This is a genomic window from Myxococcota bacterium (assembly GCA_041389495.1).
In the GTDB taxonomy this organism is placed as follows: Bacteria; Myxococcota_A; UBA9160; order UBA9160; family UBA4427; genus JAWKRT01.
Map to the genome: position 1 here is coordinate 858,810 of JAWKRT010000001.1, position 24,299 is coordinate 883,108.

At 73.6% G+C, this 24,299-nt stretch carries 24 protein-coding genes; 7 read left to right on the forward strand and 17 right to left on the reverse strand.

The features are described from left to right. Positions 1 to 169 precede the first annotated feature (169 nt). Both R3E88_03815 and R3E88_03820 read left to right on the forward strand, forming a co-directional pair. Positions 170 to 934 (forward strand): hypothetical protein, encoded by a 765-nt coding sequence (locus tag R3E88_03815; GenBank protein MEZ4215583.1) that lies wholly within the window; start codon positions 170 to 172, stop codon positions 932 to 934. Then, positions 924 to 2,651, forward strand: a complete 1,728-nt coding sequence (locus R3E88_03820) for a hypothetical protein (protein MEZ4215584.1) — start codon at positions 924 to 926, stop codon at positions 2,649 to 2,651. The genes R3E88_03815 and R3E88_03820 overlap by 11 nt, the downstream gene beginning before the upstream one ends. A gap of 27 nt (positions 2,652 to 2,678) precedes the next feature. Here R3E88_03820 and R3E88_03825 read toward each other — a convergent pair whose 3' ends face one another. The 10 genes from R3E88_03825 to R3E88_03870 all read right to left on the reverse strand — a co-directional run bounded on the left by R3E88_03825 (position 2,679) and on the right by R3E88_03870 (position 12,770). Beyond that, positions 2,679 to 4,112, reverse strand: coding sequence for a carotenoid oxygenase family protein (locus tag R3E88_03825; GenBank protein MEZ4215585.1), 1,434 nt, complete (start codon positions 4,110 to 4,112; stop codon positions 2,679 to 2,681). Beyond that, positions 4,109 to 5,470 carry a hypothetical protein gene (locus R3E88_03830; protein ID MEZ4215586.1) on the reverse strand — a complete coding sequence of 454 codons (1,362 nt, stop codon included), beginning with the start codon at positions 5,468 to 5,470 and terminating at the stop codon, positions 4,109 to 4,111. Before R3E88_03830 ends, R3E88_03825 begins: the two co-directional genes overlap by 4 nt. A gap of 43 nt (positions 5,471 to 5,513) precedes the next feature. Continuing rightward, positions 5,514 to 6,323, reverse strand: a complete 810-nt coding sequence (locus R3E88_03835) for a hypothetical protein (protein MEZ4215587.1) — start codon at positions 6,321 to 6,323, stop codon at positions 5,514 to 5,516. A 96-nt stretch (positions 6,324 to 6,419) separates the two neighbouring features. Continuing rightward, positions 6,420 to 7,463, reverse strand: coding sequence for a dihydrodipicolinate reductase (locus R3E88_03840; GenBank protein MEZ4215588.1), 1,044 nt, complete (start codon positions 7,461 to 7,463; stop codon positions 6,420 to 6,422). Further along, a complete protein-coding gene (locus tag R3E88_03845; protein ID MEZ4215589.1) occupies positions 7,460 to 8,347 on the reverse strand; it encodes a TauD/TfdA family dioxygenase in 888 nt (295 codons plus the stop codon). The genes R3E88_03840 and R3E88_03845 overlap by 4 nt, the downstream gene beginning before the upstream one ends. 9 nt (positions 8,348 to 8,356) lie before the next feature. Continuing rightward, on the reverse strand, positions 8,357 to 8,776 hold the full coding sequence (locus R3E88_03850; protein ID MEZ4215590.1) for a nuclear transport factor 2 family protein: 420 nt from the start codon (positions 8,774 to 8,776) through the stop codon (positions 8,357 to 8,359). Between the two features lie 56 nt (positions 8,777 to 8,832). Beyond that, the gene (locus tag R3E88_03855; protein ID MEZ4215591.1) at positions 8,833 to 9,879 is read right to left on the reverse strand and encodes a phosphotransferase; all 1,047 of its coding nucleotides are present in this window, start codon (positions 9,877 to 9,879) and stop codon (positions 8,833 to 8,835) included. Positions 9,880 to 10,059: 180 nt separating this feature from the next. After that, on the reverse strand, positions 10,060 to 10,995 hold the full coding sequence (locus tag R3E88_03860) for an NAD(P)-dependent oxidoreductase (protein MEZ4215592.1): 936 nt from the start codon (positions 10,993 to 10,995) through the stop codon (positions 10,060 to 10,062). Positions 10,996 to 11,026: 31 nt separating this feature from the next. After that, complete coding sequence (locus tag R3E88_03865) at positions 11,027 to 11,842, reverse strand: coniferyl-alcohol dehydrogenase (GenBank protein ID MEZ4215593.1); 816 nt, start codon at positions 11,840 to 11,842, stop codon at positions 11,027 to 11,029. A gap of 34 nt (positions 11,843 to 11,876) precedes the next feature. Then, positions 11,877 to 12,770: an SMP-30/gluconolactonase/LRE family protein gene (locus tag R3E88_03870; protein ID MEZ4215594.1), complete on the reverse strand. Its 894-nt coding sequence runs from the start codon at positions 12,768 to 12,770 to the stop codon at positions 11,877 to 11,879. Positions 12,771 to 13,138: 368 nt separating this feature from the next. On the opposite strand from R3E88_03870, the gene R3E88_03875 reads away from it, so the two are divergent. Then, on the forward strand, positions 13,139 to 13,987 hold the full coding sequence (locus R3E88_03875; GenBank protein MEZ4215595.1) for an NAD(P)-dependent oxidoreductase: 849 nt from the start codon (positions 13,139 to 13,141) through the stop codon (positions 13,985 to 13,987). Between the two features lie 10 nt (positions 13,988 to 13,997). Here R3E88_03875 and R3E88_03880 read toward each other — a convergent pair whose 3' ends face one another. Genes R3E88_03880 through R3E88_03895 form a run of 4 tightly spaced genes read right to left on the reverse strand, consistent with a single transcriptional unit; the run spans position 13,998 to position 16,051 of the window. Further along, positions 13,998 to 14,552: a hypothetical protein gene (locus tag R3E88_03880; GenBank protein ID MEZ4215596.1), complete on the reverse strand. Its 555-nt coding sequence runs from the start codon at positions 14,550 to 14,552 to the stop codon at positions 13,998 to 14,000. Between the two features lie 14 nt (positions 14,553 to 14,566). Next, the gene (locus R3E88_03885; protein ID MEZ4215597.1) at positions 14,567 to 15,022 is read right to left on the reverse strand and encodes a hypothetical protein; all 456 of its coding nucleotides are present in this window, start codon (positions 15,020 to 15,022) and stop codon (positions 14,567 to 14,569) included. 8 nt (positions 15,023 to 15,030) lie between these two features. Beyond that, positions 15,031 to 15,639, reverse strand: a complete 609-nt coding sequence (locus R3E88_03890; protein ID MEZ4215598.1) for a hypothetical protein — start codon at positions 15,637 to 15,639, stop codon at positions 15,031 to 15,033. Between the two features lie 37 nt (positions 15,640 to 15,676). Beyond that, a complete protein-coding gene (locus R3E88_03895; protein ID MEZ4215599.1) occupies positions 15,677 to 16,051 on the reverse strand; it encodes a hypothetical protein in 375 nt (124 codons plus the stop codon). A 267-nt stretch (positions 16,052 to 16,318) separates the two neighbouring features. Here R3E88_03895 and R3E88_03900 point away from each other — a divergent pair, with 267 nt between their 5' ends. Then, a complete protein-coding gene (locus R3E88_03900; GenBank protein ID MEZ4215600.1) occupies positions 16,319 to 16,915 on the forward strand; it encodes a hypothetical protein in 597 nt (198 codons plus the stop codon). Positions 16,916 to 16,949: 34 nt separating this feature from the next. Here the strand turns inward: R3E88_03900 and R3E88_03905 are convergent, their stop codons facing one another. Both R3E88_03905 and R3E88_03910 read right to left on the reverse strand, forming a co-directional pair. Beyond that, positions 16,950 to 18,893 carry an NAD(P)-binding domain-containing protein gene (locus tag R3E88_03905; GenBank protein MEZ4215601.1) on the reverse strand — a complete coding sequence of 648 codons (1,944 nt, stop codon included), beginning with the start codon at positions 18,891 to 18,893 and terminating at the stop codon, positions 16,950 to 16,952. 25 nt (positions 18,894 to 18,918) lie between these two features. Then, complete coding sequence (locus tag R3E88_03910) at positions 18,919 to 20,340, reverse strand: phosphotransferase (protein MEZ4215602.1); 1,422 nt, start codon at positions 20,338 to 20,340, stop codon at positions 18,919 to 18,921. 106 nt (positions 20,341 to 20,446) lie between these two features. Here R3E88_03910 and R3E88_03915 point away from each other — a divergent pair, with 106 nt between their 5' ends. From R3E88_03915 to R3E88_03925, 3 genes are read left to right on the forward strand one after another with little or no spacing between them, the layout of a single operon-like run. Then, positions 20,447 to 21,442: a Rieske 2Fe-2S domain-containing protein gene (locus R3E88_03915; protein MEZ4215603.1), complete on the forward strand. Its 996-nt coding sequence runs from the start codon at positions 20,447 to 20,449 to the stop codon at positions 21,440 to 21,442. Positions 21,443 to 21,479: 37 nt separating this feature from the next. After that, positions 21,480 to 22,508 (forward strand): zinc-binding dehydrogenase, encoded by a 1,029-nt coding sequence (locus R3E88_03920; GenBank protein ID MEZ4215604.1) that lies wholly within the window; start codon positions 21,480 to 21,482, stop codon positions 22,506 to 22,508. Positions 22,509 to 22,531: 23 nt separating this feature from the next. Further along, positions 22,532 to 22,993, forward strand: coding sequence for a nuclear transport factor 2 family protein (locus R3E88_03925; protein ID MEZ4215605.1), 462 nt, complete (start codon positions 22,532 to 22,534; stop codon positions 22,991 to 22,993). Positions 22,994 to 23,014: 21 nt separating this feature from the next. Here R3E88_03925 and R3E88_03930 read toward each other — a convergent pair whose 3' ends face one another. Further along, positions 23,015 to 24,106, reverse strand: a complete 1,092-nt coding sequence (locus tag R3E88_03930) for a hypothetical protein (GenBank protein ID MEZ4215606.1) — start codon at positions 24,104 to 24,106, stop codon at positions 23,015 to 23,017. Between the last annotated feature and the right edge of the window lie 193 nt (positions 24,107 to 24,299).

Here is a 24,299-nt window from a genome sequence, read left to right on the forward strand (position 1 = left end):
GGATCCTCCTCGCGCGCTCGCCGCGCCTTCACGGCGCGCGCGCAGCGCAGCGGCGGCGCATCCAACACCATCTCGGCGCGCCGTCGCAACCGGCGCGCGTGCGCGCGGCAGCGGGTTCCCCTCGGCGCCCGCGTCGAATAGGATGGATGCGATGCGAGGAGAACTCCGAGTGCAGGCGCCCCTCCGCTTCGATTCCCCGCTCGCGAGCGGCCCGGGGAGCCGGCGCCCCGTGAGTCGGTGGAGCGCGATGCGGCGCGTGCGGTCGCTGCTCCTCGCGGCGTTCGCGGCGTTCGCGGCGTTCGCGATGCTCGCGGCGCCGCGCGCGAGCGCGCAGGGCGCGGGCGCGCAGGGCGCGGGCGCGGCGCCGATGACGGCCGCGGAGGCCGACGCGCTCGTGCGCGCCGTGTACTACGAGGGGCTGCCCGCCGACGCGCTCGCGCGCATCGGGCCCGAGGCCGCCGCGCACCTCGCATCGCTCCTCGGCGACCCGAACGAGGCCGCCGTCCACGCCAACGCGCTGCTCGCGCTCGCCGCGTCCGACGACGCCGTCGCCTTCGTCGCGATCCGCGACTGGGCGGCCGCGCCGCGCACGGGCGAGCTCGATCGCGCGGCGTTCCGCGCCTGGCAGGTGCTCCCGTACGCGCTCGGCGAGCTCGCCGCGCGCGACCCGCGCGCGCTCGCGCTGCTGCGCGCGAAGGCGCTCGGCGAGCGCCCCGCCTTCGCGTTCGGTCGCTTCGACGCGGCGCGGCTCGAACGGATGCAGCAGCGCGCGGCCGTGCACGGCCTCGCGCTGAGCGGACGCCCCGCGGCGAGCGCGGTGCTCGACGAGGTCGAGCGCGCGGCGCCGTCCGCCGACGCCGCGCTGCGCGACGCGATCGCCGAAGCGCGCGCCCTGCACGCGCAGCGCGCGAGCGCAGCGGGAGGTGCGCGATGAGCGCGCTCGCCCGTCGCGACTCGCTCGCCCGTCGCGCGCGCTCGCCCGCCGCGCGCCCGCCGCGCTCGCGGCCGCGCTCCTCGCCGCCTGCGCCTTCCTCGCGGCGCCCGCACTCGCCGCGCCGCCCACCGCCGACGTCCACGCGCTCGCCTGGTACGTGCACGTCGACCTGATCGACGCCGGCGCGGGCCGCGACCTCGCGTTCTACCAGTCGCTCCTCGACGCCGCGGAGGCGAGCGCGAGCGACCAGCTCGAGGGCGACCACGGGCCGTTCGACACGCCGTGCTGCACGCGCATCGAGCGCGCGGTGAGCGTCGCGACGTTCGGCACCACGGGCGACGGCCTCGACGTGATCGACTCGGCGGCCGACCTCTCGGCGCTCGCGGCGATCGGCCTGCCCGGGTCGCGCGGCTTCCTCGTCGACAGCATCACCTACTGCGGCGGCCCTTCGCCCTCGTCGATCGGCTGTGCGCAGACGCCCGCGTGCGACGGCAACGCGAACGACGACCCGAACCTGTGGCTCGTCGTGACGATGGACGCGTCCGACTCCGGGCTGCTCGGCGGCGTCGTCGCGCACGAGCGCGGCCACAACGCGTGCCTCGTGCACGTGAACGTGGACGAGTGCCAGATCATGCGGCCGGCGGCGGGCGGCGCGTGCCTGTCGGCGGGCGAGTGCGCGAACTTCCAGGCCGGTCGCACGACGACGGGCGGCACGTGCACGTGCCACGACGATGCGAGCCCGCCGGCGGCCGACGGCGCCACGTGCAGCGGCGTCGCGGGCGGCGTGTGCTCGGGCGCGATCTGCGGTGACCCGATGAGCGACGCCGGCGTCGCGCTGCTCGCGAGCGGCGGGCCCGAGGGCGGGAGCGGCGCCGCGGCCGACGACGCGCTCGCGCTCTCGGGGGCGACCGGCGGCTGGGACGTGCTCGGTGCGCTCGGCACGGGCGGCGAGATCGTGACCGGCCTCGCCTATGCGCGCGATTCGTCGACGCTGTACGGCGTCGTCGGCAACCCGGCCGGCGACGACGACCTCGTCACGATCGACCGCGCGACGGGCGCCATCACCTCGGTCGTGCAGAGCTACGCCAACGGCAGCGACCACTTCACCGCGCTCGCCTACGACCCCGGCCCGACGAGCGCGCCGACCGACGACACGCTCTGGGTGCTCGAATCCGACGGCACGTTCGACGACCTCCACACGATCGACCCGTCGTCGCCCGCGACGCTCACGTTCGTCGGCGGGCTCGCGTTCGGCGCCGCGAACGGCTTCCTCGGCATGGCCTACGACGACGCGCACGACCAGCTCTACGTCTCGAGCCCGTTCACCGATGGCATCTACGCGGTCGATCTCTCGACGTGCCCGTTCTTCTGCGGGCTGAACGCGATCGCCGGGCTCGGCATCCCGCGCTTCGGCTCGAGCCTCACCTACTCGCCCGACACCGGCATGCTCTACGTCGTCGGCGCGCAGTCGGGCGTCGCTCCGCTCGGCGACCGCACGCTGTACGACGTCGTCGACCCCGTCGCAGGCACGCGCGTCGAGGTGCGCGGGCTCGACGCCTACACGGCGGGCGGCCTCGCCGCGTTCCCCGTCCCCGCGCAGTCGATTCCCGTCTGGGGCGTCCCGGGCGTCTGGGGCGCCGCCGCGCCCGTCGGTGCGGGAGGCGCGCTCGCGGCGCTCGGCGCGCTCGCGCTGCGCCGGCGGAAGCGATCTCGTTAGGCGGAGCCCGGGCTCGCGGACGTCGCCCTAGACGACGCCGGGTGCGAAGTTCCCGTGGAAGCCGAGCGGCACGCGGTGCTCGAGGTGGGCCGTCGCGAGCGGCGGCCCGTCGAAGCGTCGCGCATCGAGCACGACGAGCCGGCTGCGGCCCGAGCCGCCGTCGTAGACCACGCTGAGCACGAAGCCGTCGTCCTCTTCGGCGTCCGGCGCGCGCGGGACGAACACGGGCTCGCCCGGGTAGCAGAGCGCGCCGAAGTCGTGCAGCGCGTTCGGCCCGCCGGTGCGGTCGTACTTGACGAGCGTGCTCGTGCCCGGGCCGACCAGGCCGTCGCTGCCGATCACCGCGTAGCCGAAGCGGTTGCGGTGGCCGACGCGGCGGTCGTCGAGCCGCGGGAACTCGGCGACGCGGTCGTCGAGCTGGCGCTCGCTGCACGTGCCGCGCGCGAGGTCGAGCTCGTACAGGAACGGGTGCGCGCCGGCACCCGGGATGCGCTGGCCGCTGCGGTACACGGCGAGCTGCTCGAGCAGCGCGCCGCCGTCGGGGTACGTGCAGGCGTCCATCACGATCTTCCCGTCGTGCTCGAACGCGTTGCCCGGGTGGAACACGAAGCCGGGTGACGGCGCGTCGAACCACTGCAGCGCGGCGCCCGGCTCGCGGCGGCGGACGCCGAAGCGCAGGCCCTTCTCGGGCTCCCAGCGGAACCAGTCGCGCAGGCACGCGCCGCGCGAGAGATCGAACGTCACCGGCGCGAGCAGCACGACGACGTGGTGCTCGGTGATCGCGAGGTCGTGCATCATGACGGGGTAGGGGAGGTCGAGCGGCTCGGCCAGGCTGCAGCGGCCGTCGGGCTCGACGCAGTAGAGCGCGGCGTAGGGCTCGATCGGCTGGTAGCCGTGGACCCACATCTGCCCCGTGCGTCCGTCGACCTTCGGGTGCGCGGACGTGCTGATGCCGAGCATCGGGTCGGCGAAGCGGATCGTCTCGCCGGTGGCGAGCGTGCGCGGATCGAGCGCGATCGGATACGCCGCTTCGACCATCGCCATGAGCCGCCCCGCGTGCCACACGACGTTCGTGTTCGGCGGATAGGGAAGGGGCGCATCGGGGTCGGGCTCCGCCGCCGGGAAGTTGCAGAAGCCCGTCGACGCGGCGCCGTGCGCAGCGCGGTGCACGAAGCCCGCGTCGCGCACGTAGCGGCCCGTGTAGTGGAGCGACCCGTCGTCGAAGCGGAACGCGTGGACGAGCGCGTCGCCGTCGAAGAGATGCAGCGCGGCGTAGCCCGCCGTCGGGAGCACGGCCTGCGACGGGCCGTTGCGGTAGAGCGTTCCGTGCAGCTCGCGCGGAATCTCGCCCTCGATCTTCGCGACCGCGTAGCTGCGCTCGTCGGGCGCGGGCTTCCACGCCTCGCGCCAGGCGAGCTCTTCCGCTGCGATCTCGCGCTCGATCCGGCTGGCGGTCGTCATGACGTCCTCCCGTTGCGAGCGGAGCGCCGCGCGGCGCGCGCCCGTCTGCCGCGCGCGAGCGCGGCGAGCGTCGCGAGCGCCGCGCCCGCGCCCGCGGCTCCCGGCTCGGGAAGCGCGAACACGCCGAAGCTCGCCGTTCCGCTCGCGATGCTCGACGCGAACGCGACGTCGCCCGCGTCGCTCAGCGCCGGCGAGTTGTCGAAGCTGCCGAACGTGCCGCCGCCCGTGTCGGGGGCCGGGTCTCCTCGCAGCGCGACCGCGGCGACGCCGGTGCCGTCGGCGAGGAAGAGGCCCGAGAACGGGTTGCCGCTCGTCGACGTCGCGCCGAAGGCGACGTCTCCGGATGCGGCGAGCACGGGCTTCGAGTTCAGCGAGAAGAAGGTGCCGCCGCCGGGCGACGGATGCGGATCGCCCTCGAGCGCGATGGCGGTGCCCGTCGCGCCGGCGGCGTCGACGACGATCGCGTCGATCGAGCCCGTCGCGCCGAGCGTCGCCATGAATGCGACGTCGCCCGACGCATCGATCGACGGCCGCGTCGACGCGAACGCGAAGTAGGCCAGTCCGCCCGCGCCGCTCGGCACGTCGCCCGGCGCCGCGACGAGCGAGGGCGTGCCGCCGGAGCCGACGAACATCGCGGTCGAGTTCGCCATGCCGTCGAACAGGACGGCTTGATAGGCGACGCTGCCGCCGTCGTTCACCGCCGGCCTCCCGAGCAGCGAGACGGTGCCGCCGACGACGGGCGCGGTGTCGCCGACGAAGACGATCGGAACGAGGCCGCCCGTCGTCGCCAGGAAGATCCCGCTCGACTTCGTCCCGCCGGTGACGGTCGCGAAGAACGCGACCTCGCCCGACTCGTTCACGACCGGCCCCGTGAAGGCGACGAACGTGCCTCCGCCGGCGCCGGGTGCCGTGTCGCCCGCGACCGCGACCGCCGTGTGGAGGCCGCCATCGTCGAGGAAGACACCCGCGGTGGTCGTGCCGCCGGAGATCGTCGACGTGAACGCGACCTGGCCGGCGTCGTTGATGTCCGCGTGCTCGAGGATCGCGTAGGTGCCGCCGCCGGTTCCGGGCGCGACCTGTCCCGCGACGGCGACCGCCGCGCTCGTCGCCGACGATGCGACGAAGAGCCCCGAGGTGGTGGTGCCGCCGGCGATCGAGGCCGCGAACGCGACCTCGCCCGCGGAGTTGATCGAGACGGGCGTCTCGGGAAAGAAGGAGTAGGTGCCGCCGCCCGTGCCCGGCGCGGGGTCGCCGACGAGCGCCACGGCGCGCGGCGCCGCGGACGCCGCGAGCGGCGCGGTGAGTGCGCACGTGAGGGCCGCGATGCCGACCGCGGCGCGTCGCGCTCTCGCGAGCATCGACACTTCGCCTCTCCCTTCCTCTTCGCTCCTCGCCCCGCGCCTACTGCTCCACGCAGTAGAGGGCGACGTTCGTGCGGTCGCAGAACTGGAGGTAGATCGAGGACCAGCCGAATCCCGTCTGGTTGTCGACCCCGACCTGCGTCGTGCCGCTCGTGCTCGTCCAGTCGGAGCAGGTGCCGGCGCCGCTCGTTCCGCTCGGGGACGTGCCCGTCCAGACTTCCGTCGCCGACGTGGTCGCGCCGTTCTCGTCGACCTGGATCGCGGCGAGGAGGGTGCCGTCGAAGAGGTCGAGCCGCCCCGTGGCGACCTCGACGTCGTCGATGCGCACGAAGCCGCCGGGGGCCGGCCCGATGCGGTCGCGCATGTCGGTCGTCGAGTCGGACAGCATCGCGATGAAGCGGCCGCCGAGGCCCGCGGCGTCGGCGAGCGACTGGCACTGCGCGTCGGCGCCCGCGAGCCCGCCGAAGGTCGCGCCTCCGATCGTGCTCGTGCGGAACACGCGCCTCGCGAAGACGTCGAGCAGCTCGCCGACCTGCGCGTCGACGAGTGCCACGAGCGCCGCGGCGTCGATCGTCGACGCGCACGCCTTGCGCGCCGTGTCGAGCTTCTCGATCTGGCTCGTGAGCCGGGCCTCGGCCTTGTCGAGGCAGGGCGTCGGATCCTCCTGCTTGCTCTCGGCCTTCACGAGGCACTTGTGGACGGCGGCGAAGTGCTTCGCCGCGAGCGCGACCTTCTTGGCGCGGCAGCGATCGGGGTTCGCGTCCTGGGCCGAGGCGACGAGCGGGAGCGATGCGAAGAAGGCGATCGAGACGAACGCGATCCGGGCGAGAGCGGGGCGCGAGCGGAGCATCGGGTGATCCTTTCGGAAGGGCGGGATGCGGGGCGCGCCGACGGTACCACCGGCGCGACGGCGGCGGCAGGTCGCGCCGCGCCGCGCGCGGCCGCGTCAGGCGCGCGCGGGCGCCGGCCTTCCGACCGCGTGCGCTCCGACCACGAACGGCAGATCCATCGCGTTCACGATGCCGGGCGGCGCCGCGCACACGCGCGGGATCGCGTGGACGAGCGGCATCGCGGTCGTGACCGCGCCGTCGAGATGCGCGGGGCCGAGCGGCTCGAGCCGGCAGCGCACGCCGGGCTCGCCGTGGAGCTCGATGCGATAGCCGTCCTCGACGGGCCACTCCGGCGTCATGCCCTGGCCGAGCTTCCACACGAACTCGAGCTCGATGCGCGGCTCACCGCGGACGACGCCCGAGACGACGCCCTGGAAGGCCGCGACGCGCCCCTTGCGAACGGTCATGAAGCCGAGCTCGATGTCCGCGTTCGCGGTCGCGAAGTGCACGTCGAAGCCGATGCCGTCGAGCGCGACGCCGAGCGCGCGCGCGAGCACGCGGACCTGGTCCTTGAACGAGCCGCACGACGCCTCGGCCGTCGCGCGCGCGGCCGGGTCGTCGGGGAGCAGGTCGATCCCCATGGCGCGGAACATCCTCTCGTTCGCATAGCCGGCCATCTGCACGGATTCGCGGACGGTGAGGCGGTCGATGCGCGAGCACATCGCGCTCACCGCGAGCGCGACGTTCGGCGCGTGGCCGGGGTAGATCCCGCCGGCGTAGAGCGAGGCGCCCCCCGCGAGCGCGGCCTCGCGGATGCGGCGCGCGACGTCCTCGCCGTAGCCCTCGCCGGCGAGCATGTACATCGTCGTCACGACGTTCGCGCCCGCGCGCAGGATCCGCTCGACGTGGTCGAAGTCGGGGCGGTAGGGCATGTAGGCGACGCAGTCGGGCCGCAGCGCGAGGAGCGCGTCGACGTCGTCGGTCGCGACGACGCCGATCGGCGCGATGCCGCACAGCGTGCCCGCGTCGCGCCCGACCTTGTCGGCCGACCACGCATAGCATCCGACGAGCTCGATGTCGGGGCGACCGACCATCCCGCGCACGGCAGCGGCGCCCGTCTTCCCCGTCGTCCACTGGACGACGCGATGGACGCGCGTCACGCCGGCCCGCCCGCACCGGAGCGCGCGGCCGTCTCGCGCTCGGCCTGGAGCGCGACGTACTCGGCGAAGATCGACACGTCCTGGGTTTGGCCGATCGACACGCGGCGCAGCGTGCGCGCGTGGTCGACGCCGACTGCGGGGCGGCCGTGCTGCAGTGCGTGGTTGTCCCACACGACGAGGTCGTCGGGCTCCCACCGGTGCACGTGGACGTGCTCGTCGCGGTAGAGGTGCGCGAAGAGCTCCTCGATGAGCGCCGTGCTGGCATCCGCGTCGAGCGGCAGGATCGCGTCCGTCTGCTGCTCCCAGACGCCGAGGATGGGCTCGCCCGTCTTCCAGTGCGGCCACAGCACGGGGCGCACGAAGTGCGGAAAGGTCTCGTCGAGCCGGCCGAGGCGCACGCGCACGCCGGCTTCGGCGGCCGGCGACAGCACGTCCGCGACCTGGCGTGCGGACAGCCCGGCGAGGCGCGCGCTCACGTCGGCGGGCAGGTCGGCGGCGGCCGCGACGGCGTTCGCGAACCACGTCTCGGTGCCCGACGCGGGGATCTCGCTGCCGTAGAGCGCGATCGCCTCGTAGGGGTGCGGGAAGAATCCGAAGTCGATGTGCCAGCTCGCGGCGATCGAGCCGAGCGCGCCGCCCGGCAGGACGTTCGAGACCCAGCCGAGCGGGAGCGGCCCGCCCGCGCCCTCCGCCGCGAGCGGCCCGAACTGCCGCGCGAGCGCGACGTGCTCCTCGTCGCTGTAGCGGCGGCCGCGGAAGAGCAGCAGGTGCGCGCGCTCGAAGAGCTCGCTGCGCAGCGTCGCCCATTCTTCGTCGGTCGCGGTGTTCGGGTCGAAGTCGTCGACGCGGACGCCGAGGGCCGGGGAGAGCTTCGCGAGCTGCATCGGGGCCGCCTAGTCGACCGCGTCGGCGTAGACCTGCGGGTTCGAGTACTCGTAGATCGACGCGATCCTCCCGTCGCGACAGCCGACGAGGAAGAGGTACTGGTTGCGATAGCGCTTGTCGGTGCCGGCGACCGCGTTGTCGCCCGTGACCTCGACGATCACGAGGTCGGGGTCGACGGCCGGGATGAAGCGCTTCACGCGGTAGTCCATCGTGTCGAACTTCTGCTTCAGCACCTCGAACATCGCGCCCATCGCGTCGCGCCCGACCGCGATCGGCTCGCCGTGCTTCGTGTAGGCCGGCGCCTCGAACACGACGTCGTCCGTGAAGCACGCGAGGAAGCCCGCCGCATCCTTCGCGTTCTGGGCCGCCGTCATCCGCTCGTACAGCGCCTGGTTCCGCGCGCGCCGCGCGCCGTCGTCGTCGCCCATGTCGTCCTCCCGGTGCGCGTCGACTCTATCACCGGCCGTGCGCGCCGGGCGCGCGATCAGAGCGCGGCGCGGAGCGCGTCGACCACGTCGAGGTCGGCGAGGGCCGCGTCGGCGCGCGCGAGCAGCGCGTCGCCGAGCTTCACGCCGTCGCCGGACGCGTAGGTCGGCATGTACGCGAGGAACGTCGCGACGACGGTGTACGAGGCCTGCAGGCGGTGCGCGCGCCACGCGTCGTCGAAGGCGATGTCCGCGCCGCCCGCGCTCCGCAGCGCGTCGAGGTAGGTGCGGAGGAGCTCCCGCTCGTTCGCGCGGCGCGCCTCGATGTCGACGCTCATCGTGAGGAAGTAGCCGACGTCGCGCAGGTGCGTGCTCGTGCGCGAGAGCCCCCAGTCGAGGAAGCCCACGCGATCGGCGTCGAGGAACACGTTGCCGATGTGGAGGTCGCCGTGGACGTAGGTCCGCGGGCCCGTGTCCCACAGCTCGTGGAACCACGCGTGGTGCTCGACGTAGAGCTCGCCGACCGCGCGGTACGCGGGCGAGAGCGCGTCGGCGTTCTGGTCGAGCACGAAGCGCATGAGCCCCGAGGTCGCGGCGCTGCCCGGCCCGCGCTCGGGAGCGCGCAGCCACGGCGCGACCGCGTCGCGTGCCGCCTGGCCCTCGAAGCGCGCGTGGAAGTGCGCGAGGTCCTCGAGCGCGCGCGCCGCCGCGTCGGCGCCGACGCCCCACGACCCGTCCGAGAATCGGCACCCGCGCGACGCGAGGTCCTCGAGCAGCAGCACGAACAGGTCGCCTTCGGCGGCGGCATACGGGCAGTGCGGCACGAGCAGGTCGAGCGTCCCCGCGACGTCGCGGTAGAACTGCGCCTCGCGCTCGCCCATCCCGATGGCGCCGACCATCTGTCGGTGTCCCTCGTCGAGCGGTGCGAGCTTCACGAAGAGCGACGCGGGCCCCGCGCCCGGCTCCTCGTAGCGGAGTGCGATGCGCGCGCGCTGGTTCGTCGCGAACGCGTGGTCGAGCACCTCGACCGAAGCGACGCGCGCGCCGAGCGCATCGCTCAGCCATTCGGGGGTGAGCTCGGACGGCTTTGCGGGCAACGGCGTCATGAACGGCTCCTCGTGCGCACCGGGCTCGCGCGTCGTCGCGGTACGGAGCGCGCCACCGTACTCCGCGCGGTGCGGCGGCGTCCATCGGAACGGTCCGGGGGGCCTGGATGCGCGTTCGCGCGGACGGCGCGCCGGATGGCGCGACGGCGCGCCGTCGGGCCACCGGACGCGCGCGCGCCGTCAGGCGACGTCCGCGAACGCGTGGTCGGGGTACTTCGCGCGCAGCGCCGCGAGCACGCCCTGCCGCCAGGGCGTGCGCGTGGGCCCCGTGATCGCGCGCCGCAGCGTGGGGTCGCCGAGCGCGGCCTGATAGGCGGCCGCCTCGCCCCGCCGGTAGTTCGGCGCGAGCCCCGACGCGGCGATCACGAGCTCGTGGATCTCGCGCTCGGTCGCGACCTCGTCGCTCACCCAGTTCACGATCGTCGCCGGCACGGCGGCGGCGCCGAGCAGCGGCTCGACGTGCGCGACGATGTCGCGCTCGGAGATGAGCGAATAGCATGCGGTCGGGGACGGGCGGTCCATCTCGACGCCGGCGCGCAGCTGCTCGAAGAGCAGCGCGGGCACGCCGCCGTGGCCCGCCGTTCCGTAGGCCATGCCGAGCCGCGCGATCGTCACGGGCAGCGAGAGCGTGCGCGCGAGCGCGCGCACGACGCCCTCGGTCGCGACCTTGCCCGCCCCGTAGCTGTGCGCGTACGGCGGGTGGCTGCCGAGCGCGGCTTCGCGCTCCCGGCACGGGTGGCGCGGATCGTCGGGCACGGTGTAGACGGCCAGCGACGACACGTAGAGCATCGCCTCCGCGTCGCGGCAGTGCGTCATCAGGAGGCCCGTGCCCTCCGCGTTCGTCGCGACGGTGCCGTCGTAGTCGTCGGCGACCGGGAAGATGTGGCAGGCCGCGTGGACGACGTAGTCGAAGTCGCGCGGGAGGCCGTCGAGCTCGTCCGAGCCGAGCGCCCACGCGAAGGTCCGCACGCCGAGCGCCTCGAGCTCCGCGCGGAGCGCCGGCGCGGTGAAGCGCGCCGTGCACCAGACCTCGTTCGCGCCGACGAGGCTCTCTGCGATCGGGCGCGCGACCTGGCCCGTCGCGCCCGTCACCAGGATCTTCCGGCCCTCGATCATCGCCGCACGCCTCCGCTTCGATCCCGCGCGGTCACTCGATGCGCAGCAGGTTCTCGCGCTGTCCCATCGCGACCTCGGCGCAGTAGCCGAAGTCGACCGGGATGTTGAGCCCCGAGACGAAGCCCGCGAGGTCGCTGCCGAGCAGCACGACGACGCGCCCCATCTCGGCGGGCTCGGCGAAGCGCCCGTTCGAGGGGCAGAAGGGCGCGATCGCGTCGCGCGGGAAGTCCTTCGTCAGCTGCGTCATGAAGTTCGTGTCGGTCGGCGACGGGCTGATGCAGTTGATGCGGACGCCGCGCTTCGCGAGCGAGCCCGCGCGCTCCTGCGTGTAGACGATGATGCACTGCTTCGAGAAGCCGTACGGGTCGACGGGCCCGAGGTCGGGCGCGTCCGCGAGCCAGGCGGCGGCCGCGTCGAACGTCTCGAGCGCGAGGAAGCGGCGGACGCGATCGAGGTTGCCCTTCCACGCCATGCCGGCGGTCGACGCGATCGACGTGATCGAGCCGCCGGCGCGCAGGCGCGGGATCACCGCGTCGGTCAGGTGGCGCAGACCGACGAAGTTGATCATCACCGTGTCGACCGCCGGGAACGGCGGGTGCGGCACGCCCGCGCAGTTGAACAGCGCGTCGATCTCCGCCGGCAGCGCGGCGAGCGCCGCGTCGATCGACTCGCGGCTCGCCATGTCGGTGCGCACGAAGCGGTGCACCGGCGCCTTCACGTCCGCGATGTCGAGCGCGTGCACCTCGGCACCCAGGTCGACGAGCAGCTCGGCGGCCGCCGCGCCCATGCCGCTCGCGGCGCCCGTCACGACCACGCGCTTCCCCGCGTATCCCAGTACGTCGTTCATCGGTGTCTCCTCGCGCGCGCCGTGTCGCGCGCCGTCATCGCACAGGGCCCGCCGGCCAGGGCGCGAGCGCGAGCCCCGGCGTGGGAAGGCCTTCGATCGCGCACACGCGCCCGGGCGCGAGCTCGGTCGTGAACAGCGTGCGCGCGTCCTCGCCGCCGAAGCAGCAGTTCGTGGGATAGGCGCCGGGCCCGAGGTCGATCGCGTCGAGCGGCTCGCCGCCCGGGCCGAGGATGCGGATGCAGTGGTCCATCGGGCACGCGCAGTAGATGCGGCCGTCTTCGTCGAACGCGAAGCCGTCGCCCGGCGACTCGCCCGGGAGCTGCTCGACGAGCCAGTCCCGCTCGCCGCTCGCCGGATCGATCCACAGCAGCCCGCGCGCCTCGACGACGAGCAGCCGCCCGTCGGGCGAGAGCGCGACGCCGTTGTCGTAGTCGAAGCCGTCGGCGATGCGGCGGAGCGCGCCGTCGCGCGAGTAGGCCCAGAGCCGACCCTCGCCGCCCGCGCTCTCCGTCCCGCCGTGCGGCGGCGGGTCCGTGAAGTAGATCGTGCCGTCGGCCGCGACGACGAGGTCGTTCGGCGCCTGCAGGCCTTCGCTCGCGAGCGTCTCGAGCCGGCCGTCGGGGTGGAGGCGCTGCAGCCCGGGCGGCCCGGGCGTGTACGGAACGAGCGACGCGTCGATGCCGAGCGCGTCGGCGAAGCGCGTGAAGTCGATGCCGCCGTTGTTCGCGACGACGAAGCCGCCGTCGGACGCGCGCTGCGCGCTGTTGGCGCCGCCGGCGAAGCGCGCGACCCATTCGCTGCGGCCCGATGCGGGATCGATGCGCTGGAGCCCGCCGGGCGAGAGGCGCGTGATGACGAGCCGGCCGTCCTCGCACCAGACGGGGCCTTCGCCGAGCGGGACGTCGGTGGCGACGACTTCGACTCGCATGCGACCTCCGCTTCGGCGCGACCCGCGCGACCCGCGCGACCCGCGCGCCGGGGCGATCGTAGAGGCAGCGCGCGCGCGTTGTCCATCGTCGATCGACCCGCGGGCGGCCGTGCGTGCGCGCGCGTCGCTCCTGCGGTGGGCGCGCCGCGCGCGGTGGCTGTTAGTCGCGCGCACGCGCGCACGCGCGCACGCCGCGCGTGTCCGGGCGCGCGGCGCATCGCGTACGAAGTGCCTCGCCGTGCTCGCCTGCCGTGCTCGCCCGCCGTGCACCGCCCGCTGCGCGCCGTCCGGAGCGCGAGCGGCGAAGGCGCGCGCGTATACTCGACGCGCGCACGCGCGACGCGCCTCGCGCGCGGGGAGACGCGGCGATGCAGCGAGCGGGCCTGGTGGGCGTCGGGCGGATGGGCGGCGTGATGCTGCGGTGCCTGCGCCGCCGCGGCTTCGAGGCGGTCGTCCACGACGCGAGCCGCGACGCGACGGCGGCCTGGGCCGCCGACCCCGGCGTGCGCGTCGCGTCGAGCCCGCGCGAGGTCGCCGAGGGCGCCGACGTCGTCGGCATCGTCGTCTTCGACGACGCGCAGGTGCTCGACGTGCTCGAGGGCGAGCGCGGACTCCTCGCGGCCGGGGGCGAGCCGCCCGTGCTGCTCGTCCACTCGACGGTGACGATGCCCGCGCTGCGCCGCGCGGCGGAGCTCGCCGCGGCGCGCGGCTTCCCGCTGCTCGACGCACCCGTGAGCGGCGGGACGGCCGAGCAGCAGGAGGCGGGCGACCTGTGCGTGATGGTCGGCGGCGAGGCGAGCGATCTCGCGCGCGCGCGCCCGGCGCTCGATGCGTTCGCGGGCCTGGTGCTGCACGTCGGGCCGCTCGGCAGCGGCCTCGACACGAAGCTGCTGCGCAACCTCGCCTCGTACTCGATGGTCGGCGCGATGCGCGAGGTGTTCGCGCTCGCGCGCGCGATGGGCATCGGCATCGACACGATCACGCGCGTGCTCGATCACACCATGGTGCTGAGCGCGAACACGCGCGGCTCGCTCGCCGCGGGCGGCGAGGCGGCCGCGATGGACCCGGGCGCGCCGCCGCCGGCTCCCGAGCTCGCCCGCTACGTCGACGACGTCATGCGCAAGGACCTCGCGGCGATCCGCGCGCGCGCGTCCGAGCTCGGCGCTCCGCTCCCGATCGCGGAGATCGTGGCCGGCGCACTCGGGCGCGTCGCCTAGCGCGCGTCGCCTAGCGAGCGCGCTCGACGGCGAGCGTCTTCTCGAGCGCCGCGTAGAAGCGCTGGTACGCCTCGGGCGACTCGACCGGGCGGAGGTGGAACTGCGCCGAGGTGCGGACGAGCAGCTGGCTCGCGTTGCGGCGGCGCACGGTCGCGGTCACGCGCACGAGGTCGGCGCGCTTGCGGAACGGGCCCCACGTCCGGAACCCGCGCGTGCCGCTCAGCAGCACGAGCGCGTCCTCCTCGTAGAGGACGTAGCTCGGCAGCTCGCGGGAGCCGGGGCGGTTGCGGTCGAGGTAGAGCTTGCCCGAGACGATGCCGAGCACGTCGTCGACGACCTCGACCTGCACGCCGAGGTCCTGGAACGTGGAGACGATGGCCTCGATCAGCCGCGCCGAATCCGTCGTGTCGAAGACGCGGCTCTGCGCGTTGCGCAGCTTCACCTGGCTCGCCTCGGCGGCGTACACCTGCTGCAGCGAGTCGCGCTGGATCGTGACGGAGCGCTCGGCCACGCAGCCGGCGAGCGCGCACAGCGCGACGGCGACGAGCCCGGCCCGCGCGCGCATCGACCGCACCGCGCTCAGCTCCGCTCGACGAAGAGCGAGCGCTCGAGGGTCGTGAAGAAGTTGCGGTAGACCTCGGCGTCGGTGACGGGCTGGTTGTTGTAGACGGCGTTGATGCGCACCTCGGCGCTCGCCTCGCCGCGCATCCGCACCGTCACCGTCACGCCCATCACGTCGAACCACTGCTTCTCGGCGAAGCGCGACGCGGTGACGACGCCGAGCGGCTCGTTCGCGCGCTCGAGGATGAAGCCGAGATCCTGCAGCGCGGCGATCACGGCGCGCATCGCGGTCGCGCGGTCGGCGACGTCGACGGTGCGCGTCTGCATGTTGCGGAGCCGCATCTGCTGCTCCTCGGGGCTCAGCAGCTGCTCGGGCTCGGCGGGCGGCGACGCGCAGCCGACCGCGATCAGCGCGATCAGCGCGAGCAGGGCGGCGGCCCTCCGGCGGGACCTCGTGGCGCGGCGTCGTTCCATCCCGGACCTCAGATCTTCTGTTCTTCGAGGAACACCGACTTGGCGAGCCTCGCGAAGAACTGCTGGTAGATCCCGGCGTCGTGGATCATCTCCATCTTCTGCCGGCCCGGCGGGATGTTCGTGTTGCCGTTCTGGCCCTCGCTCTGCCAGACGAGGCGGTAGAAGACGATGCGCACGCGGTGGCGGCGCCCGCCGTCGTCGACCGGGAGCGCCACGAGCGACGCGTTGATCTGCTGGTGCAGGTCGACCGGGATGATCTGGACGTTGTTCTGGTTGTTGCTCCCGAGCGCGGACACGACGAGCAGGAAGCCGCGCACGAACTCCTGCCAGTACTCGCGCGCGCTGCGCTCCTTGGCGGCCTTGAGGAAGCCGAGCGCTCGCTCGCTCTCGGTGACCTGGAAGCCGAGGTCCTGGAGCACGGCGGCCGAAGCCGAGAGCAGCTCGTCGGCGTTCGGCGCCTCGACCTCGCGCGTCTGCATGGCGCGCTGCGCGGCGCTCTCCTCGGTGAGCTGGAAGAACGTGCCGGCCGGCGTGCGCGCGATGCAGCCCGATGCGGTCGCGGCCACCGCGGCGGCCGCGACCGCCATCGCGAGCCTGCGCGACCCTCGGTGGGCCACTCCGCGCCTGCCTGCCTCGCGCATCGCGCCGCGCCGCTCAGAACTGCGAGTAGTTGTAGGCGAAGTCGCGGACGAGCTTGTTCTCGTCGTACTTGATGATGATGGTGAGCGTCCGCTGCGTGCTCGAGCTCGAGCGGCTGCTCCGGCCGCCCGAGAGGATGATGATGCTGCCCGAGATGCCGCTCGCAGTGTCGACGCTGTCGGACGACACCTTGTCGTAGATCCACACCTCGCGCCGCTGGTCGTCGGTCGTGACGATGTTGGGCGAGCCGAGGATCGAGGCGACCTCGGCGGCCGACATCCCGACCTTGATCTCGCCCTGCACCTTGCCGACGGTGAGGCGATCGGCCGGCTCGGGCGGCGGGCCGCTCGCGCAGGCCGCGGAGAGCAGGGAAGCCAGGGACAGGGTCACCAGAGTCGCTCGCATCATCGTTCGAACCCCTCTCTCGATCTGTCGATCTGTCGATCTCTCGATCTCGCTCGCTCTTCTCTCGTCGCCCGCCGTTCCCGCGACCGCGACGGCCTGGCGGCGCAGTATACCCGCGCAATCGCGTGCGACCTCCGTCGCCCGGCGCCGTCGTGGCAGAATGCGGCGCGCGCGCACCCGCGTCCAGCTCGCACCCGCGTCCAGCTCGCGCTCGCGTCGCAGCGCTGCGACGCCCCATCCGAGGAGATCGCCATGCACTTCCGTCCGCTCGTCGGCGCGTCCTTCGCGCTCGCTCTCTGGCTCGCCGCGTGCGGCAGCGGCGACACGGGTACCGTCGTCATCAACGGCGCCGAGCTCGGCGAGCCGCAGAAGGACGAGATGGAGGCGGCCTACGGGGTGCGCCCCGCCGAGGGCGCCTACTGGTACGACGCGGCGAGCGGGCTGTGGGGGCCGCAGGGCGGCGCGGCCGCGGGCTTCCTCCTCCCCGGGCACGACTTCGGGCCGCTCGCGCCCGACGCGTCGGGCGGCGGGACGGGCGTCTTCGTGAACGGGCGCGAGCTGCCGCCCGCCGAGTGGGCGAGCTGGTCGATGCTATTCGGCAGCGGGATCGCGCCGGGGCGCTACTGGCTCGACGGCGACGCGAGCTACGGCGTCGAGGGCTCGCCGTTCCCGACCGGCAACCTGCTGCGGGTCGTCGCGGCGCGGATGCAGGCGGGCGGCTACGTCGACGGCGCCGGGGGCGGCGACAACCTCTGGACGTCGCGCTTCTCGGCCGGCAACTCGAACGCCGACAACTCCGCGGGCTACGTCTCCGTGCCCGGCGTCGGCCCCGTCGGCTACGGGATGTGAGGCCGGCTCCCGCCGCGCGTGCGCGGCGCGGCGCTCAGGCGATCCGGTAGTCGGCCGGGTCGACCTCGCGCGTCATCTCCCAGTACTGGTCGATCGTCCACGGCGACAGCGTGTAGATCCGGCCGTCCGGGTTCTTGTAGTGGCTGTGCCGGATGGTCGGGTGCGCCCACACGAGCGTCGCGATCTCGCGCGTGAGCGCGTCGACGTAGCGGTCGTGCACGTCCTCGCGCACCTCGATCGCGCGCGCGCCGCTCGCGAGCACGCGGTGGATCGCGTCCATCGCGTGCATCGTCTGGAACTCGGAGTGGAAGAAGAGCCCGGCGCTGTGCGCGAGGTTGGTTCCCGGCCCGTAGCAGAGGAAGAAGTTCGGGAAGCGCGGGACGGTGATGCCGAGGTGGGCCGTCGGCTCGTCGCCCCACTGCGCGTGCAGCGACGCGCCGCCGCGGCCGACGACGTCGAACGCGAGGAAGTCGTTGTGCCGGAAGCCGGTCGCGTAGCAGATGGCGTCGGCGCGGTGCAGCACGCCGTCGACGGTGCGGATGCCCTCGGGCTCGATGCGCTCGATCGCCGTGCGCACGAGCTCGACGTTCGGCTTCGCGAGGCAGCGGAACCAGCTGCCGTCGTCCTGCAGGATGCGCTTCCCCATCGCGGGATAGTCGGGAAGCACCTTCTCGACGAGGTCGGGCCGGTCGGCCAGGTGGCGGTGCATGAAGTCGAGGAGCACGTCGCGGATCTTCGCGTTGATGGGGTTGACCGAACGGTTGTCGGGGTCGTGGTGGTCCGGGTCGATGCGGAACGACGACGCGCCGTTGCCGATGCCCGACTGCGTCATCAGGAAGCGCAGCCAGCGCCCGTAGAAGGGCAGGTGGCGCATCGCCCACGTCTCGCCTTCGGGGACGCGCGCGTGGTAGATCGGGTTCGGCATCACCCACTGCGCGGTGCGCTGGAAGATCGAGAGGTGCTCGACCTCGTCGGCGATCGCGGGGGCGATCTGGAAGCCGCTCGCGCCCGCGCCGAGCAGCGCGAAGCGCAGGCCGCGGTGGTCGAAGCCGTCGGGCCAGCGCGTCGAGTGGAACGACGGGCCCGCGAACGTGTCGATGCCCTCGATGTCGGGCATGCGCGGGATGTTGAGCGAGCCGACGGCCGAGATGACGAAGCGGGCGTCGAGCACCTCCTCGCGCCCGTTCGCGTCGCGCACGGAGACGCGCCAGCGCGCCGTCGCTTCGTCCCACGCGGCACCCGTCACCGCCGTCTCGAAGCGGCAGTGCGGGCGCAGGCCGCGCTCGTCGAAGACGCGCGTGAAGTAGGCGCGCAGCTCGGGGTGCTGGCAGTAGTACTCGCTCCAGTGGTCCGCCGGCTCGAACGCATAGCAATACTGGTGGCTCGCGACGTCGACGCGCGCGCCGGGGTAGCGGTTCTCCCACCAGGTGCCGCCGGGGCCGGCGTTCTTCTCGACGATCGTGAACGGGAGGCCCGCCTGCGAGAGGCGGATGCCGGCGTGGATGCCCGCCATGCCCGCGCCGATCACGACGACGTGCGCGTCGCGCTTCACGGCGTCGTCGATCTCGTCGCCCCACCCGATGGCGCCGCCGTCGCCCGTGTCGAGCTCGAGGTCGAAGAAGAAGAGGTCGCGCTGGCGCTCCGGGATCGCGCGGCACGCGAGCCGCTCCATCATCTCGACGAGCACGTCGCGCGGGAGGTCGTGCGGGCGGCAGCCGGCGTCGCGATAGGCGGCGATCACCGGCAGGGCGTCCGCGCGCACGGCCGCCTGCTCGTCCTCCGGCATCCCGCCGTCGAGCGACGTCGGCCCCGCCATGCGCGGCCGCCGCGGCCCGCGGATCCACGACGGGTCGCCCGTCATGTGGACGAGCGAGCAGAGGAGCGCGGGAACGCTCGCGTCCTCGAGCGCACGCGCGATGTCGGCGTCGGTGTCGCGGAACGGAGTGCCCGCGTGCGGGCTGCGGGGAGCTTCGGTCACGGTGTCGCTCGGCGTCGTCCGGCGCTCAGCGATCGAGGATCGGATCGAGCCGGTAGAAGAGCAGGTTGTCGTCGGTCGGGTCGGTGCCCGCGGTGATCATCGAGAGGCGCAGCAGGCGGCGGTGCAGGATGCGCACGAGCTCCTCGTCGCGCCCGGGGTCGCCGGCCGCGACGATGTCGAGCAGCGCCGCGTCGGCGGACGCCATGCCTGCGTAGGTGCCGCCGGTCATGCGCGCGACGTCGGCGACCGTCTCGGCCTCGAACCAGCCGCGGTAGCGCGCGTGGTTCAGCAGGAAGCGCGGGATGTCGCCGAGCAGGTCGCGCTCCCACGGCGCGAACGCGCTCGACGTCGGGAGCCGCCCGATGTCGACGACGAGCTTGCGCAGCCCCGTGTCCTCGAAGCGGCGGATCTCGGGCTCGGGGAGGTGGAGGTCGCGGTCGAGCTCCTGCCCCTGCAGCTCGGCGATCGCCTCGAGCGCGCGGCGCGTGATGCTGCAGTACTCGAGGATGCCCTCGATCCAGTTGGCGCCGAGCGTGTCGGGATCCTGGAACGTCAGCGCGGCGATCGACGAGAGCTGCATGAAGGCGACCGTGTGGTAGCCGACGACGCGCAGGTCGACCTCGGTGCCGCTCGCCTTCGCATAGCTCCGGTAGAGGGCGGGGATGTCGCCCATGTCCTCGTACGGATGGCGACCCCGGAAGCACGCGAGGTCCCAGTGCGTGTCGCCGATCGCGGCGATCTCGAAGTCGAGGAGTGCGGCGACCTTCGGCCCGGCCGCCATGAACTGCCCGGCGTCGCCGGTGATGAAGCTCGGCTGCGTCCGGTGCCGGGGCACGTTGCGGCGCAGCCACGACTGCAGGAACTCGAGCGGCGCATCGATGTTCCCCGTGTGCACGCCGTACTGGTACATGCGCTCGGTCGCGTGCAGTGCGATCTCGGCCGGCGTCTTCGGGACGAACATGCCGCGGATGTGCGTGAACTCCTCGATCGGGAGCGCGTGCATCGCGGCGAGGTGGCCCATGTAGTCGTGCATCGCCTGCCAGCGCTCGTCGCTCATCCGCGTCGGGTTCGCGATCGCGAAGTGCAGCATGCCGGGAGCGCGATCCTCGGTGTCGATCCAGTCCATCACGAAGGCCTTCGGCGAATCCATCCAGCCGTGGACGTGCGGCACGCGGATGCCGTTCGCCTCGAGCGTCTTCATCACCTCCATCTCGAAGCGCAGCGCGTTCGCTCCCGCGTTCGGCCGGTTGCCGCGCACGAACACGGTGTCGACCCGGCCGTCCTTCGCGTAGGCGACCTTCCAGCACGGGCGCCAGCGCTCGATGCGCTCGATCTCGCGCACCTCGCCGCCGAGGTGCGCCGCGACCCAGTCGGCGATTCCCTTCCTCCGGGCGGCCTCGAGGTCGTCCTGGTCCTTCGTCGCGTGCGCTTCGTCGTGCATGGGCATATGGCGCGATTATCGCCGGAAACGGGGAGGATGTGGCGCCCCTCGCCGGCCCACGCGCGCCCGCGCCAGCCCACGCGCACCCGCGCCGGTAGTAGGATGGAAGGCGATGTCCCGTCCCCGACGCATCGACCTGCCGCCGTATCCGACCGGCTGGTTCGCGGTCGCGAGCTCGGCCGACCTCGCGCCCGGCGACGTCCGCCCCGTGCGCTACTTCGGCCGCGAGCTCGTGCTGTTCCGCAGCGAGGGCGGCGAGGCGCGGCTCTTCGACGCGCACTGCCCGCACCTCGGCGCGCACCTCGGGCACGGTGGGCGCGTCGCGGGCGACGACCTCGTGTGTCCGTTCCACGGCTTCCGCTTCGGCGCGGACGGGCGCTGCAGCGCGATGCCGTACGGGTCGCGCATCCCGGCGGCCGCGCGCGCGCGCGCCTTTCCGGTGGTCGAGCAGAACGAGGTCGTGCTCGCGTGGTACGGCGGGCCGAACGAGGCGGACGCCCCGGACGCGGCCGGCGCGCTCGCGGCCGAGCCGACCTGGGCGATGCCGGTGTTCGACGACGCGCGCTGGACGCCCGCCGTCTCGCGCACCTGGACGATCCGCGGCCACGCGCAGGAGGTGTGCGAGAACTCGGCCGACACCGGCCACTTCCGCTTCGTCCACCGCACGCACGTCATGAAGGCGACGAGCGAGCCGAAGCTCGACGGGCCGTTCTTCGCGCTGCCCTTCGAGTCCGATCCGGAGGGCGTCGTCCCGGAGCTCCGCGTCGACGACGCGCCGACGGCCGGCACGGGCTACTGCTTCGGGCCCGGTCTCACGGCGGCCGACATCGTTCCGAAGGGCTCGGGGCTCGTCGCCATGCAGCGCCTCTACGTCACGCCCGTCGACGACGAGCACGTCGAGCTGCGCGGCGTCGTGAACGTCGGGCGGCTCGAGAGCGACGCGGCGACGCGCGCCTACGCGACTTCGCTCGCGGAGGCCGTGTTCCAGCAGTGGGAGTACGACGTCCCGATCTGGGAGCACAAGGTCCACCGCGCCGCGCCCGCGCTCAACGACGCCGAGTCGGCGATCGCCACCTTCCGCCGCTGGTACGCGCAGTTCTACGCCTAGCATCGTCGCCGCGGGCGACGTCGAGAGAGGAGACGCGATGAAGGCCGCCATGCTGCAGGAGGGCGCGCTGCGCGTCCTCGACCTCCCGACCCCCGAGCCCGGCCTCGAGCAGGCGCGCGTGCGCATCCACAGCGCGGGCGTCTGCCACTCCGATCTCCACATCGTGCGCGGCGACTGGGCGGGCGTGCCCGACACGATGCCGGTCGGGCACGAGGCGATCGGCACGGTCGAGGCGCTCGGGCCCGGTGCCGAGCGCTACATCGCCGTCGGCGACCGCGTCATCCTCGGCCTCGGCGGAACGGGCGGAGGCTACTGGTGCGGCGCGTGCGAGTACTGCCTCGGCGGCGAGCCGCGCCACTGCGCGCAGGCGCAGGGCATCATGGGCACGTTCGCCGAGGAGTTCTGCGTCTACGCGAAGTCGCTCGTGAAGCTCCCCGACACGGTCGGCGACGAGGAAGCGCCCCTCGCGTGCGGCGGCCTCACCGCCTACGGCGCGGTGAAGAAGCTGTTCGACCACCGCGTGCGGCCGGGCAGCGCCGTCGCGATCCTCGGCGCGGCCGGCGGGCTCGGCCACTACGCCGTGCAGATCGCGAAGGCCTTCGGGTACACGGTCGTCGGCATCGACGTCGGCGAGGAGCGCCTCAAGTTCGTCGAGCGGATGGGTGCCGACGTGGCCGTGCATCCCGACGACGCGCCGGGCCTCGTGCAGGAGCGCTTCGGCGGCGTCGCCGCGAGCCTCGTCTTCACCGCGCGCATCGCCGGCTTCCAGCTCGGCCTGCAGCTCCTGCGCCGCGGCGGCCTGTTCGTCGGCGTCGGCCTCCCGGCGACGAGCGAGGGCCCCATCCAGATCAACCCGTTCGAGTTCTTCTTCAAGGGCGCGACGCTCGTCTACTCGGCCGTCGGCACCGTGCAGGACATGCGCGAGCTCGTCGACCTCGCCGCCGCGGGCAAGGTGAAGAGCCACGTCGGCCGCACCGCCGCGCTCTCGGAGCTCGGCGCCGTCTTCGACGACCTCGAAGCCGCCCGCTACCTCGGCCGGGCGGTGATCACGGACCTCGGACGTTAGGCGAGGCGGGCGGGAGCGGAGCGATGACCGCGATCACCGAGAGCTACATCGAGATCATGAACCTCGTCTACGCGTATCCCGAGCGCATCGACGCGGGCGACTTCGCGGGCGTCGGCGCGCTCTTCGAGGACGCGGTGTTCGAGACCGAGGGCGGGGGCAAGCTCACCGGGAGCCGGGAGGTGCAGGAGAGCTTCGAGCGTTGGACGCGCCGCTACCCGGACGACGGCACGCCGAAGACGCGCCACTGCATCCACAACCCGATCGTCGAGATCGACGAGGCGAACGGCACGGCCGTCGTCCGCTACTACGTCACCGTCTTCCAGCGGACCGACGACTTCCCGCTGCAGCCCGTCTGGGCGAACCGGTACGAGGACCGCTTCGTGCGCCGGGACGGGCGCTGGCGCTATGCGCACCGGCGAGGCTTCGGGCACATGGCCGGCGACGTGCGCGCGCACCTGCTGCACGTGCCGCCCCAGGCGAAGTGAGCGGCCCGCGCGCGGCGGGAATCAGTCGAGGTCGACGAGCTCGCAGCGCGGGGTCGGCACCGGCTCCTCGGGGAGCAGGAAGCGCCAGTACATCATGCCGCTCTGCCGCCCGCCGGTGTCGAGCCAGTTCGGGACGCCGGGGTCGCGGTCGGCGATGACGATGCGGTAGTGGCCGGCATCGTCGGTCACGGTCTGCGCGCGATTCAGCGCGACGCGCCGCGCGCGGTAGTCGAGGCTCTGCCGGAAGCGGCTCCACAGCACGAGCCCCGCATAACGACAGGCGGGGAAGCGCCCGTGGACGACGAGCGCCTTGCCGGGCGGCACGTGGAAGGGCGCCATCGCGTACGCGATGTCGAGTGCGGCGTAGGCGAGGTCGGCACCGGGCTTCTCGGCGTCGTTGAACTGGTTCGGCACCACCGAGACCCACGCGGGCAGGCGGCCGCGGCCCTTCGCTTCGTCGAGCGTGCGGCTCCGCAGCCAGCGCGTGACGCGATCGATGCCGGCGGCGACGTCCTCGGCCGTGGGCTCGCCGCTCGCGGGCGGCGGATCGAGCGCGCGGATCTCGAGTGCGAGGGGTCGGCGGGCGACGGCCATCGGGCCGTCCGCGTCCTCGAAGTAGTGGCGCACGATCACGTTGAGCGCGCCGTCCGGCATGCGCACCCAGTCGCACCCGTCCGCGGGCGCCGCGCGCGAGAGCTCGACCTCGAAGGAGCCATCGGGCCCGACCGCGAACTGGTCGCTGTGGATGCTCGAGCCGACTCCTTCGCCCTCGCCGCCGCCCGCCTGCACGGACAGCGACACGTAGACGGCGCCGGCCATGTGGCCGCGCACGCGATAGGCGACCGCGTCGCTGACGTTGCACTCGTGGTAGATCGCGTCGGGGCTGTCGCCGCCGAACTTCATCGTCGGCGTGACCGCGCGCTGGAAGGCCGGGCGATGGACGTCGCCCTCGAGCTGCGCGCCGAGCGCGCGCCGCAGCCCGTGCAGCAGCAGCCGGTGGCCGTCCGCGACGTCGAGCGCGGACTTCGTCTCGCCGACGTCGCCGATGTACCCGTCGTCGATGGCCCGGAGCAGCTCGATCAGGTCGCGGAAGGCGCGGCGCGAGGCGGGCATGGGCGTGCTCCCGGTGCGAGACAGGGGGCGCGCAGGCTCGCAGCGCGGCGCGGGAGCGTCAACCGATGCGGCGCGCACCGAGGCGGCGCGCCGCGGACGGGCCCCGGGCACGTCTCGCGCTTCCGGATACAGCTGCCGCGCCTTCCGCTCTAGTATGTGCGGCGACGTCGGGGACACCGCGGACGCGTGCGTC